Genomic DNA, 12,858 nt, shown 5'->3' with positions numbered 1-12,858 from the left:
TCATGCATATTTTGCTAGACGTGACGCGGCTGGTGTCGCGGATCGGGCAAAGCCAGTTGACGGGCGTGGATCGTGTAGAGCGGGCCTATTTGGATTTCGCCCTAGGCCTGCCACGCCCGTTGTTTTTTTATCGCAGCACGCGAGGTTATGTCTTGCTTGGGGCGGAGGGCGGGCGCGCCTTGGCGCGCTTTGCCGATGGTGAAGATTTGCCTGCACGGGGCGATATCCTATCGCATTTGATCTGGCGCGGCCGCCATCCGCGGCATCGCCTTCAAGCGGCCTTGCGAAAATTTGCTTTGGCGCGCTGTCCGCATTTCACGGGCTTGTCGCGGATGATTTCAGCCCATGTTCCAAGTGAGGCTGTCTATTTGAATGTTGGTCACGCCAATCTGTCCCCCGCTGTGTTTGAGGCCGTTCAGCCGCGCAAGGTTCTGGTTTATGTTCATGATGTCATCCCCTTGACCCATCCCCAATTCACACGCGCTGGGATTAGCGCGCGGTTTGAACAGAAACTGTCGCAGGTGGGGCGCTATGCGGATGCAATTTTGACGAATTCAAACGTCTCTAAACAGGCGATTTGTGACTGGTTTTATCCAAACCCTTCGCCGCCCTGCCACGTTCTATACCCAGGCTTGGATCACGCAAAAAACCTGCCATTGCCCCGAAATCCGCAGCGGCGTTTTTTGATGATTGGCACGATTGAGCCGCGCAAAAACCACGCCCTTCTGCTAGATACATGGGACGCGCTTTTCGCGGAAATGGGGCCAGATGACTGCCCTGAATTGCATCTTGTGGGCCAGCGCGGTTGGGCTGCGCCTGATCTTTTGCAAAGATTGGATCAGCATCTGTTGCGTAATACCAAGATATTCGAACATGGCGCGCTGCCCGATGCCGAATTACGCGATTTGATGCAAAGCGCGAATGCGCTTCTCTTTCCAAGTTTGGCCGAAGGCTTTGGCTATCCGCCGCTTGAGGCGTTGCAGGTTGGGCTGCCGTGCATCGTTTCAGATTTACCTGTTCATCGAGAAGTTTTGAAAACTTATGCAATTTTCCTTTCCCCGCTTGATCCGCAGGCTTGGAAAACGCAAATTAAGGAAATACTGCTATCTGGATCATCGGGTCTGGCCAGTCCTATGGATGATTTACCAAATTGGAAGGATCACTTTCGCGCGGTGCAGGCCGTTATATCTGACGATGTGCGGGAGTGAGATGGGGATCGAGTATGAATGCGCTCAGCCGGTATCGGCTCAGGCTGCAACGAAAGCGGTTTTTGGTGCGCGCTTGGCGAAAGTCGCGTGCGCTGAAACCTGTGCAAAATCGCACGGCACAGATTAAATCGCGTGATCTTTTGTGCTTTTGCACAGTGCGCAACGAAGTTCTGCGCCTGCCCTATTTCCTTGAATATTACCGATCTAAGGGCGTCCGCCATTTCCTTTTTGTGGATAATGATAGCGATGATGGCTCGCGCGATTATTTGGCCGCGCAAACGGATTGTTCAGTCTGGCTCAGCACGGAAAGCTATAAGCGATCCCGATTTGGGATGGATTGGTTGAACCATTTGCTGGGCAAATATGGGCACGGTCATTGGTGCCTCACAGTCGACCCTGATGAATTTTTAATTTACCCGTTTGTCGACACCCGCCCTATTAACGCTTTGACGGATTGGCTTGAGGCATCCTCGATCAAAAGCTTTGGGACGATGCTGTTGGATATGTATCCCAAAGGCCCTATTGGCACTTTCACCTATGAGGCGGGGCAAGACCCGTTCGCGCAATGCTGTTGGTTTGATAGCGGCAATTACATGATCCAGAAGAACCCAAGTTTTGGAAATCTTTGGATCCAAGGCGGGCCGCGCGCGCGGGTGTTTTTTGCAGATGATCCAAAATCTGCACCCGCATTGAATAAGATCCCTTTGGTGAGATGGCAGCGGGGAAATGTCTATGCCAGTTCAACCCACATGCTTTTGCCGCGTGGATTGAACCTTGTTTATGACGAATGGGGTGGTGAAAAAACTTCAGGTGTGTTGCTGCATGCAAAATTCATCGATGGCTTCCAACAAAAAGCCCAAGAAGAATTGCAGCGGCGAGAGCATTTCGCAAATTCAAAAGAGTATCGCGCCTATCTCAAACAACATCCGCAAACCGATTTTATCGAAAGCGTGACCATCCATGATGTGCAATGGACAGTCGGCGGCCTAAACGAGGAGCGATTTATCTTCCGTTTCCCCTTTTCTTGGAAACGCAATCGCCGCCTGTTTGATCAATATGTGGCGTTTCAACGCCGTATTGGATTTCGGCGGAAAATTCCGAATGATTTGACCCCCCATTTGGGTAGCCAATGGTGGTGTTTGACCCGTCAGACCCTGACGGCGATCCTGACCGATCCTGATGGTGACACCTATGATCGCTATTTCAAACGGGTTTGGATCCCTGATGAAAGCTATTTCCAATCATTGGCCCGCCGCTATGCGATTAACATAGAAAGCCGCTCGCTGACCTTGTCGAAGTTTGATTTCCAAGGAAAACCTCATGTTTTCTATGATGATCATCTGCGGCTTTTGCGCCGGTCTGATTGCTTTGTGGCCCGCAAAATTTGGCATGAGGCCGATTTGCTTTACCAAACCTTCCTCTATCAGGAACAAGAAGCCTGCCTCAAAACAGAGCCAGCCCCAGGCAAGATTGATCGCGTCTTTGCAAAAGCGGTGGAGCGGCGCACGCGTGGCAGGCCGGGCCTCTATATGCATAGCCGTTTTCCAAATTGGAATTGGGAGAATGGGAAAACGGCAGTTGAATATTCCGTATTTCATGGATTTTCAGACCTTTTTCCAGATTTTGAGCCATGGCTTGCGCGGCGCAGCAATGCTCATGTCCACGGCCATCTCTTTGCGCCTGATCGCGTGGAATTTTCTGGCGGTGGTAGCGTTGGGCCAGGCGGCCTGAGCGACAGTTCGGTGTTACGGGATTACAATCCAGAAGCCTTTCTCACCTCGTTGATTTGGAATGCGCGCAGTGAACGGCAAGTGTTTCAATTTAGCCCGCGCGACACTCAAAAAATCACCCCATTTCTGGCTGCAGATGGAAATGCCCGTATCCATATCATCACGGGCGCGTGGGCGTTGCGCCTGTTCGCATCGAATGGAAATTTTGACGATATTCGCAACGAGGCCGCGCGCCTACAGCGCAATGAAATGGATTTTTTGGATGAATTGCGCGCGCTTTACGCACGCGCCCATGTCAAGATTTGGACGCTCACAGAATTTCTGGAATATCCGATCGAGCATCTCTCTGAAGCGATCCAACATGTGCCTCAGGCGGGCGGGCCTGTGCATCTCGAAACGGTGCCGCGGATGGTGAAATTTGCAGGATTTGCCAAGTTTTTGCAGACCCTTAAGAATCAGGGAATGCGCGCCCATGTGGTGGGCGATTTCCCATCCGATGATATGGAGATGATGTCGTCAAAACCTTCGGCCATTCGGCCTTATGTGGTGCGATAGATCATGACGACATTCAAAGGATTTGTCATTTTTGCTGAAATGCGCACGGGCTCGAATTTCCTAGAGGCTGCGCTGAATGAATTTCCAGATATTTGCTCGCATGGCGAGGTGTTTAACCCCAGCTTCCTTGGGCATCCCAAGACGGAAACTCTTTACGATTACGACCTTGCGCGGCGCGAAGATGATCCTTTGGGATTGATGCAGGCGATTTTTGATAACCCGCCCGCGATGGCTGGCTTTCGTTTGTTCCATGACCATGACCCCCGTGTGACCGAAGCCGTTTTGGGTGACCCTACGATTGCGAAGGTGATTTTGACACGAAACCCGCTTGATAGTTATGTGTCGCGCAAGATTGCCGCTGAGACGGGGCAATGGATGCTGCGCGATATGCGCCATCAACGCAGTGCGGAGATCACCTTTAAACTGGGAGAGTTCCAAGATTTATTGGCCCGCCTTCTGGCCTTCCAGTCTAAAGTAACACGGGCGCTGCAGGTGACTGGGCAGGTGGCCTATCGCATCAGTTATGATGAATTGTTCGACATGTCAGTGATCAATGGATTGGCCCGATTTTTGGGATCAGCCCATCAGGTCGACACCCCACCTGCGAAAATCAAAAAGCAAAATCCCGAAGCGCTCTCAAAAAAGGTGATCAATTATGATCAGATGGTGGCAGATTTACAGGGACTAGACCCATTTGGCCTATCCGATATTCCGCTTTTTGAGCCAAGCCGCCATGCCGCTGTGCCATCCTTTGTGGCGGCCCCCAAAACAGGCCTATTGTTTCAACCGATGCGTGGCACCTTATCTGAGGCTGTGATTGATTGGATGGGGGCGCTTGATGGGGTGGGGCGCGATGGGCTGTATCGGCGCATGAGCCAAAATCAATTGCGTCAATGGATGCGGGCGCATGTCGGCTATCGCAGTTTTGCGGTAATCCAACACCCGTTGGAGCGGGCCTATGATGTCTTTACCCGTTATATCCTGCCACAGGATCGCCCTCATTTTGCAACGGCGCGGCGCGTTTTAAGCAAAACCTACGGGCTTGTTTTGCCAAGTCAAAGCGGGGCGCAAGATTGGTCACTTGAGGCGCAGCGCGCAGGCTTCTTGCAATTTCTGAAATTTCTACGGGGCAATCTGGCGGGGCAAACGAGCCTTCCTGTTGATCCTGGTTGGGCCAGCCAGACTGCAATTTTGCAAGGTATGGCGCAGGTGAAACTGCCTGATCTCTTGTTGCGGGCCGAAGAATTGCCAAATGCCCTTCCTGCTTTGGCAGGGCAAGAACAGGCCTTCGTTCTGCCCAATCCCTGCGATCCAATTTCGCTTTCCGAGATATACACGACCGAAATTGAGGATGTCTGCGCCGAAGCCTATCGGCGCGACTATGTCAGTTTTGGATTTGGGTCTTGGGCCTAGGCCGCTTGGCTTTCTGCGCCGCCTGTCAACAAGGTGTGCAGTGTCATTGGGTCAGAATTTGCCCGCAATTTTTCGCAAAGTTCCGCATCCCGCAATGTGCGCGACACGCGCGCCAGCGCCTTGAGGTGATCCACGCCCGTATCGGCAGGCGCAAACAGCGCAAAAACCAGATCAACAGGCTGTCTGTCTGCGGAATCAAAGTTGACGGGACGTTCAAGACGGAAAAATACGCCTGTGATTTTCGTGAGCGCCGACAAACGCGCATGGGGCAAGGCCACGCCATGCCCCACGCCTGTTGGCCCTAGGCTTTCACGCTCCTGCAGAGCTTCGAAAATTTCCGAGGCGCTGACGTCAAGCAAACCCTCAGCCACATCTGCAAGAGATTGCAGAAGCCGCTTTTTGCTTGTCACATCAGAAACAACCTTCACGCCTTGCGGCTCAAGGAGCATCGAAAGTTCCATTCGCGTGTATTCCTTACCCGTCAGGGTCTTTATTTCGGTCTAGCGGGGATCAATCCAGCCGATATTTCCGTCTTCGCGGCGATAGACGATGTTTACGCCTGCGCTCGCTTCGTTTCGGAATACCAAGACAGGGGCGCCCGCCAATTCCATCTGCATTACCGCCTCACCCACAGAGAGCGAAGGGATTTTAGTTTCGGTTTCTGCGATGATGATGGGCTGCAAGGTGTCATCCGCATCATCTTCGTCTTTGTCTGTTGACGCGAGGATATACGAGGCCGCAGCGAAATGTTCAACGGGTTCTGCGCGTTCGCGGTGATGATCTTTCAATCTGCGCTTGTATCGGCGCAGTTGCTTTTCCATTTTCTCACAGCACTTATCAAAGGCCGCGTAGATTTCTGTATCGCTGCCCTTGGCAGATGCGCTGAGTCCAGTGGAAAGGTGAACATTGGATTCGCATACGAACTCATGCCCACTTTTTGAGAAAACGACATGTGAATCTGTTGGTCTTTCAGCATATTTTGCAACAGCCGCGCCAAGCCCGTCTTTCACATATGTTTGGAGTGCTTCGCCAATATCGATTTGTTTCCCACTGATTTGATAGCGCATGTTACCTCCATTACGTAAAGATAGCGTTGAAGCGAGGCTGCAACGCTACACTATAAAATAAGATGTCAGGGATACCGCCTGCCCAAATCTATTTCTGCCTGCGGTCAGCAGCGCGACAGGAAAGAAGAGGGTGTTGGCTCTGTCAAACATCACCCCTATTTGGCGACGAATCCCCGCCATCTGTCAACGTAAAGCAGAAGACGATCAGCCGATTTTGAAATTTTGGCCCAAATAGACGCGGCGCACATTCTCGTCTTGCACGACATCTTTGGAGGTGCCGCTCATTAAGATTTTGCCGTCATGCAGGATATAGGCGCGATCCACGATTTGCAGCGTCTCACGCACATTATGGTCGGTGATCAAAACACCAATGCCGCGCGTTTTGAGATCGGCAACAAGGCTGCGGATATCGTTGACTGCAATCGGATCAACGCCCGCGAAGGGCTCATCCAGCAACACATAGCGCGGATTTGATGCCAAGCAGCGCGCGATCTCCACCCGCCGGCGTTCCCCACCTGACAAGGATAGGGCGGGCGCGCGGCGCAAATGTTCAATCGAGAAATCGCTCAGCAAATCTTCAAGCCGTTTGCGCCGTGTTGCGCCATCTTTCTCGGATATCTCCAAGATTGATAGAATGTTTGCCTCAACTGATAGGCCGCGGAAAATCGACATTTCCTGTGGCAAATATCCGATGCCCGCCCGTGCGCGGCGATACATTGGCAACCGCGTCACATCGTGGCCATCCAACATTACTTTGCCACCATCAGGCGTGACCAAGCCCGCAATTGCATAGAAACTTGTGGTTTTGCCTGACCCGTTTGGGCCAAGCAAGGCCACGACCTCGCCTCTGCGCAATTCCATGGAAACATCACGAATGACGGGTCTGCGGCGATAGCTTTTGCGGAGGTTTGAAACGATCAAACCCGCTGCGCCCTCTTCGACCTTTAATGACACCCGCTTTGCCATGACTTACTGGTTTGCCCCCTGCAAAGTTGTGCGCACACGCCCATCCACCGTGCCTTGCCCCGTGGCAATATCCAGTAGCATCCGCTCGCCCGCAATAACACCGCTTTGTTGACTGACCAAAACATTGCCAACCATTTCCATTTCGTTGCGAGCTACGAAATAGGTGGCGGTTTCAGCCTCGGCCGCGTCCACACCGCGGGTAATCAAAACCCCACCTAGAGCTTGCACTTGGTCGATATCGTTTTGACCGCCGGTTTCGGCATTGGTTTGATAGAGGACGTGGATTTCAGCCGCAGAGATGCGCAAATCGCCCTGCACAGCAATCACATTGCCGCGAAATATTGCATTTCCGTTAGTGTCATCGACCTCAAGACTGTCGGAGACAACTTCGATTGGGGCGCTGCTGTCATGCGGGGTGCCGCCAAAGCCCACTTGTGTCTGCGACTGCGCAGGCAGGCCCATGGCCAGCAAGAAAATAGCGATGAAGAATTGCCGCATATGCCCCCCTATTTCCCTTCGTATAGCAGCCGCACGCCACCCTGAAAATGCACAACCTGATGATCTGACGGGCCAGTGATTGCCATTTGCCCCGCTTCAAGGCGAATCCCGTCCGATGTGATCAAAACCGCCGCAGGCGCGATAATGTCACCAGATGCGGCAATTATAGATAATTCCTCAGTATCTAGCCTATAGCCTTCGGGTGATGTTGCAACAATATTTCCAGTTAATCGTGTGTCAGAGCTTTGGCTATTCCATAAGGCTTGATCAGCCGTGATTTGATCGCGCCCGCCCGTTAACCGCGTTATTTCTGCCGTTACATTGGTGGCGAGAATTTGATTGGCATCTCCATCACTAGGCTCTGCGGAAGATGCGATCAATTCCACCGCATCGCCAGATCCTGTAACCATCGCAAAGCGGGGGTTGGTCATCCCTTGCTGGCCCAATTGGCCATCGGCGCTTCGCGTGGCAAGAGGCAAAGCTTGGTTCGGATCAGGGCGCCCTGAAAACAGAAACATCAGAGACAACACCACCAAAGCAGCAAGCGGCAGAACCAACTTGCTGAATGTTATGATCCGAGAATAGGTGGCACCTTGGGGCATGGGGTTGGATCAATGCGCAAAGATGTCAATCTCTGGCCATCCCGCCAAATCAAGCTTGGCACGGGTTGGCAGAAAATCAAAACAGGCCTGCGCCATCTCTTGGCGGTTCTCACGGGCGAGCATGGCGTCAAGTTTATCTTTGATCTGGTGCAGATACAGCACATCCGAGGCCGCGTAATCCTTTTGGGCATCGGTCAAATGGCTTGCCCCCCAATCGGAGGTTTGTTGATATTTTGACATATCCACGCCAATCAATTCTTGGGCGAGGTTCTTCAGACCGTGCCGATCTGTGAAGGTGCGCACCAGTTTTGAGGCGATTTTTGTGCAATAGACAGGGGCGGCCAAAGCACCAAAGCGATGATACATCGCCGCGATATCGAAACGTCCGAAATGAAATAATTTCAGCGTGTTCGGATCCGTCAAAAGCGCGCAAAGATTTGGGGCTGCTGTTTGATCTTGGGTGATCTGCACCAGATGCGCGTTTCCATCCCCGTCAGACAATTGCACCAAACACAGGCGGTCACGATGTGGGTTTAACCCCATTGTCTCGCAATCAATCGCCACAATCGGCCCCAGTTTTAGACCGTCAGGAAGGTCGCCAAGATAAGTATGGATGGTCACGTGTCTAGCCTTTCACGGGCGGATATGGTGATGCCCTCTTGCGGCCATCTTTGCCCATTTCCCATCTGATTACGAATAAAAATTGGGTATAGGCGGTGCCCATTGGGGTCAAGGCAATGATCTGTGAATTTATGCTCAGTGATGCAGGGGCTACAGGCTGAGGAAGATGAACGCGATATAGCCAGCCACGACCAAAGACACGAGGCCAACGGCGAGCGATCCCAAATCCTTGGCATTGCGTGCAGCCAGCGACCATTCTGGAGAAATGCGATCAACAATTTCTTCAATGGCTGTGTTCAGCGCCTCTGTCGCGAAAAGCATTAAGAATAAACAGCCAAGTGTAAAAATTTGCGCAGACGCCGCGCCAGAAAAGCCAACCGCCCCAATCGCAAGAACGGCGGCGCCGACCTCTAATTTGAAGGCGGTTTCGCGCCAAAGGCGGCGCAACCCCGCCATAGAAAAACCCGCCGCGTCAATGATATGCAAAAGACCCTGTCGGTTTTGGATCTGTTTTTCAGGCTTGTTCATAAATGTCCTCATCCCGCATCTGCACTGCACGCTGTTGTGATATCAAGGCGAGGGTTGCGCGCTTCGGTGTCCAAATTCAACAGGCCGAGCATAGAGTGAAAAACCATATCTTGCGATGTGCCTGAGTTGCGGTTGCTTTCCAAACAAGTCTGATCAATTCCAAAGCGTGATTGATAGGATTGCCCAAGCCAAACAAGAAACGGCACATGGGTCTGAACATCAGGGGCCATGAATCTGGGCAACCCGTGCAAGAATACGCCACCCTCGCCAAGACTTTCGCCATGATCGGAAATATAGAGCATGGCTGTGTCGACATTCTGCGCTTGGCTCAGGCGTTCGATGGCACCTGCAAGGACATAATCCGCTTCTATGATGGTGTTATCATAAGCGTTGATAATCTCTTGGTCCGTGCAATCCGCAAATTCAGCAGATCGGCAATCTGGCGTAAACTGCGCGCGACTTTCTGGATAGCGCATGAAATAGGCGGGGCCGTGGCTGCCGATCATGTGCAGAATCAACAAAGTATTGCCTGTGGCAGTCTCTAATACCTGATCAATGAGGGGCAAAAAGATGGCGTCTGTGCATTCACCGGCTGCACAGGCATCGGGGTCCCATGTCGCGTCAACCTTGGCCCAGTCTAGGCGCTGCATCACGGTTTGATCGCCCGTGTTATTGTCCCACCATTGCACATCGAAACCCGCGCGCGAGATCACATCCACAAGGTTTTCCGATGCAAAATACTGATCCCGCGAATAGTCGTCTTGGCTGAAGGGCGAAAACATACAAGGCACAGAAACGGTCGTGACGGTGCCGCAAGATGTGGTGTTCGGAAAATAGATTACATCCTCGCGAGCAGCCAGATTGGGCGTTGTGTTTCGTTCATATCCTTCAAGGCCGAAATTCGCGGCCCGTGTCGTTTCACCGACAAACAGGACAAAAACCAGTGGTTTGTCCGAATTTGAAAGCTGCGCCCCTTGCGCCACATCTTCGCCAAGGGGGGCCACCTCAATTCTGCCCGTAGCATATTCATTTTTGATAAACTTAGCCACCGATAGCAGCGTTGCCCCTGGCTGATAGGATTGCATCAGCGCATGATTTTCCCGCAACACGGATGAGTAGGTTTTATAGTTGGTAAAGAGAAACCCAATCACCAAGGCAAAGCTAACAACGACCCCGAGCGGATATCGCCAAAGTTGATGGATAACCCGCGCCCGCCGCACGGGAATTTTCCACAAAATCAAAACGGGCAGGACGCCTGTCAGCCCGATCTTCAGAACCATAGATGCCGTTATAAGATGGCGCGATTCTGCGACTGTCGTTTCCAAAGTGCTGCGCACCATTTCTTCATCAATGAACACGCCAAAGGTCGTTTGGAAATAATTTGCTGAGGCGGAAATCAGGATCAAGACCGCCAGAACGGGCTTTTGCAGAACGCTTGGCCCGATCAATTCAAGCAGCAATAAGGTCAAGGCGCCTACAGCCGCGGCCAAGCCGATGGCGGCAAGAAGATCTCCCTCGAACAGGGTCATCAGTCTTTGCCAAAAGGCGGTATTGAGCAGCGCCATAATATAGGTCGCCCCAGCTAAGTTGAGGGCAAAATGGGGAAGGCCGTTGCGCAACATAGTATTGCGCGTCTCTGGTGTCGGGTCTTGCACGGGCTGCACCTTGCATGGTCGTTTCAGGATGGGGCGTGTCGCAGGCTTGCAGATACTTATGGCTTTTGGTCACGCCAACTGAACCACGGTCGTAAAACCCATGGATTATATCTTTGGTTTAGTCCGAACTTAGGCTACCGATGGCAGCAAGATTTCAGTATACAGAAGACGTCGCACAGAGTTTCGGGATCCCTTATGCCAAAACCCATGTTTCAAGAAGAAAAGACCCTGAAATTTACGTCTTTATTTCTGTTTGGCAGCGTTTTGTTTTTCCTATTCGACATCGTAAGTGACCTTTACGAGCGGTTGATAGCCCGCAACGCGCCGAGTTTTCTTGATTTGGTGCATCTCACCTTCGAAGTTGCATCGGCAGCCGCATTGATCTTGGCCATTCGCGTTTTGTTGCGGCAGCTGCGCCTGTTGCAGGAGCGCAATATCGCTCAAACAGAATCACTGCGCCTACTACGCGGTGAAATGGATCATTTCGTGCGCAATAAATTTACGCATTGGGGGCTTAGTCCCGCAGAGCGTGATATCGCAATGTATATGCTGAAAGGTTTGAGTATTTCCGAGATTGCCACCGCCCGCGCCACCGCTGAGGGCACAATCAAGGCGCAAAGCTCGAGTATTTTTCGGAAAACGGGCGTAAATTCCCGCACCGAATTGATGAGCCTGTTTATGGACGAATTTCTAGACGTCGCACCAGAGAGCAATCTCTGAGCGGTTTGCGGCATTTCAATTTTTGGGATTGGTGCCCAGGAGAGGACTCGAACCTCCACGTCCATACAGACACTAGCACCTGAAGCTAGCGCGTCTACCAATTCCGCCACCTGGGCCAGTGTCGTGAGGCTGTCTGTTATATATCGGCATGGGTGCTGTCAACGGCTGTTGCATGGCTGTGGCGGATTTGGATGGGGTGATGTGGATTGCGCGCATGTGACGCTTGAGCGTGATATAATTGCGCCTTGTTTCGCTTGGGTTTGCCGCGTATCAATCGCGCAAATCCAGACCAGACGACCGAAAGGCAGAACGATGTCCAAGCTTGTGACAATTTTTGGCGGCTCAGGTTTTGTGGGGCGCTACATCGCAAGACGTATGGCTAAGGAAGGTTGGCGCGTGCGTGTTGCCGTGCGCCGCCCTAATGAAGCAGGTTTTGTGCGCCCTTATGGTGTGGTTGGTCAGGTCGAGCCTGTCTTGGCCAATATCCGCGATGATGCTTCGGTGCGTGCCGCGATCAAAGGGGCCGATGCGGTTGTGAATTGCGTGGGTATTCTCGTTGAATCAGGGAAAAACAAGTTTGATGCCGTTCAGGCCGAAGGGGCTGCACGCATTGCGCGGATTGCGAAAGAGGAGCGCGCCGCGCGGCTTGTCCATGTGTCCGCTATCGGTGCGGATGCAGACAGCGATAGCCTTTACGCGCAATCCAAAGCCCAAGGTGAAGCAGGCGTTAAGGCGGCTTTCCCAAAGGCGGTGATCTTGCGGCCTTCGATTGTGTTTGGGCCTGAAGATCAGTTTTTTAACCGCTTTGCCGCCATGGCGCGGCTGTCGCCTTTCGTGCCTTTGATGGGGGCGGGCAGCAAATTTCAGCCTGTCTATGTGGATGATGTGGCCCAAGCGGCTGTGACCGCCATTCTTGATGATCGGTTTAGTGGAATTTACGAATTGGGCGGGCCAGAACAGCTGAGCTTCCGCGCGTTGATTGAGAAGATGCTCAAGGTGATTGTCCGCCGCCGTGTGATCTTGAGTGTCCCAAGCCTTGCTGCGGCGCCTTTAGCCTTTGGCCTTGATATGGCGCAGGCGGTGACATTTGGCCTTTTCACCAATGGTGTCCTCACCCGTGATCAGCTGCGTCAGCTCAAGCGGGATAATGTCGTGTCGCCGAAGGCAAAAACCTTGGCAGATTTTGGCATTACACCGACTGCGCTTGATACGGTTTTGCTAGAATATTTGTGGCCTTATCGCGATGGCGGCCAATATGCAGCAATCCGCGATAGTGCATCTAAGCTGCGATAAGC

The 12,858-nt window shown here is 52.5% G+C and carries 13 protein-coding genes and 1 tRNA gene; 5 read left to right on the top strand and 9 right to left on the bottom strand.

Annotated elements, in window-relative coordinates:
- The first annotated feature begins 2 nt into the window (after nt 1-2).
- The 3 genes from RYZ18_RS11815 to RYZ18_RS11805 are packed head-to-tail and all read left to right on the top strand — an operon-like array spanning nt 3 to nt 4,906.
- On the top strand, nt 3-1,208 hold the full coding sequence (locus RYZ18_RS11815) for a glycosyltransferase family 4 protein (protein ID WP_317657053.1): 1,206 nt from the start codon (nt 3-5) through the stop codon (nt 1,206-1,208).
- A gap of 14 nt (nt 1,209-1,222) precedes the next feature.
- Nucleotides 1,223-3,493: a glycosyltransferase family 2 protein gene (locus RYZ18_RS11810; RefSeq protein ID WP_317657052.1), complete on the top strand. Its 2,271-nt coding sequence runs from the start codon at nt 1,223-1,225 to the stop codon at nt 3,491-3,493.
- A 3-nt stretch (nt 3,494-3,496) separates the two neighbouring features.
- On the top strand, nt 3,497-4,906 hold the full coding sequence (locus RYZ18_RS11805) for a nodulation protein NodH (RefSeq protein ID WP_317657051.1): 1,410 nt from the start codon (nt 3,497-3,499) through the stop codon (nt 4,904-4,906).
- Here the strand turns inward: RYZ18_RS11805 and RYZ18_RS11800 are convergent.
- From RYZ18_RS11800 to RYZ18_RS11765, 8 genes are all read right to left on the bottom strand, one after another.
- Complete coding sequence (locus RYZ18_RS11800; protein ID WP_317657050.1) at nt 4,903-5,367, bottom strand: PTS sugar transporter subunit IIA; 465 nt, start codon at nt 5,365-5,367, stop codon at nt 4,903-4,905. The two genes, RYZ18_RS11805 and RYZ18_RS11800, sit on opposite strands and share 4 nt — an antisense overlap.
- A gap of 39 nt (nt 5,368-5,406) precedes the next feature.
- Nucleotides 5,407-5,973, bottom strand: a complete 567-nt coding sequence (hpf, locus tag RYZ18_RS11795) for a ribosome hibernation-promoting factor, HPF/YfiA family (protein WP_317657049.1) — start codon at nt 5,971-5,973, stop codon at nt 5,407-5,409.
- A 204-nt stretch (nt 5,974-6,177) separates the two neighbouring features.
- Complete coding sequence (gene lptB, locus RYZ18_RS11790; protein WP_317657048.1) at nt 6,178-6,939, bottom strand: LPS export ABC transporter ATP-binding protein; 762 nt, start codon at nt 6,937-6,939, stop codon at nt 6,178-6,180.
- 3 nt (nt 6,940-6,942) lie between these two features.
- Nucleotides 6,943-7,437, bottom strand: a complete 495-nt coding sequence (locus RYZ18_RS11785; protein WP_317657047.1) for an LptA/OstA family protein — start codon at nt 7,435-7,437, stop codon at nt 6,943-6,945.
- 8 nt (nt 7,438-7,445) lie between these two features.
- On the bottom strand, nt 7,446-8,039 hold the full coding sequence (gene lptC / locus RYZ18_RS11780; RefSeq protein WP_317657046.1) for an LPS export ABC transporter periplasmic protein LptC: 594 nt from the start codon (nt 8,037-8,039) through the stop codon (nt 7,446-7,448).
- A gap of 9 nt (nt 8,040-8,048) precedes the next feature.
- Entirely contained in the window at nt 8,049-8,660 is a 612-nt protein-coding gene (locus tag RYZ18_RS11775; RefSeq protein WP_317657045.1) for a ribonuclease D, read from the bottom strand.
- A gap of 150 nt (nt 8,661-8,810) precedes the next feature.
- Entirely contained in the window at nt 8,811-9,188 is a 378-nt protein-coding gene (locus RYZ18_RS11770; RefSeq protein WP_317657044.1) for a diacylglycerol kinase, read from the bottom strand.
- A gap of 8 nt (nt 9,189-9,196) precedes the next feature.
- The gene (locus RYZ18_RS11765; RefSeq protein ID WP_317657043.1) at nt 9,197-10,843 is read right to left on the bottom strand and encodes a phosphoethanolamine transferase; all 1,647 of its coding nucleotides are present in this window, start codon (nt 10,841-10,843) and stop codon (nt 9,197-9,199) included.
- Nucleotides 10,844-11,038: 195 nt separating this feature from the next.
- Between RYZ18_RS11765 and RYZ18_RS11760 the strand changes: the two genes are divergently transcribed.
- Entirely contained in the window at nt 11,039-11,563 is a 525-nt protein-coding gene (locus RYZ18_RS11760) for a helix-turn-helix transcriptional regulator (protein ID WP_317657042.1), read from the top strand.
- A gap of 29 nt (nt 11,564-11,592) precedes the next feature.
- Here the strand turns inward: RYZ18_RS11760 and RYZ18_RS11755 are convergent.
- A tRNA-Leu gene (locus RYZ18_RS11755) sits at nt 11,593-11,679 on the bottom strand.
- 196 nt (nt 11,680-11,875) lie between these two features.
- On the opposite strand from RYZ18_RS11755, the gene RYZ18_RS11750 reads away from it, so the two are divergent.
- The gene (locus tag RYZ18_RS11750) at nt 11,876-12,856 is read left to right on the top strand and encodes a complex I NDUFA9 subunit family protein (RefSeq protein WP_317657041.1); all 981 of its coding nucleotides are present in this window, start codon (nt 11,876-11,878) and stop codon (nt 12,854-12,856) included.
- Nucleotides 12,857-12,858 lie beyond the last annotated feature (2 nt).

The sequence above is a fragment of the Roseovarius sp. 10 genome (genome assembly GCF_033100315.1).
Taxonomy (GTDB): Bacteria; Pseudomonadota; Alphaproteobacteria; order Rhodobacterales; family Rhodobacteraceae; genus M30B80.
Note: the sequence above shows the minus strand (reverse complement) of the source record. Positions and strands in the feature narration are given on the sequence as shown.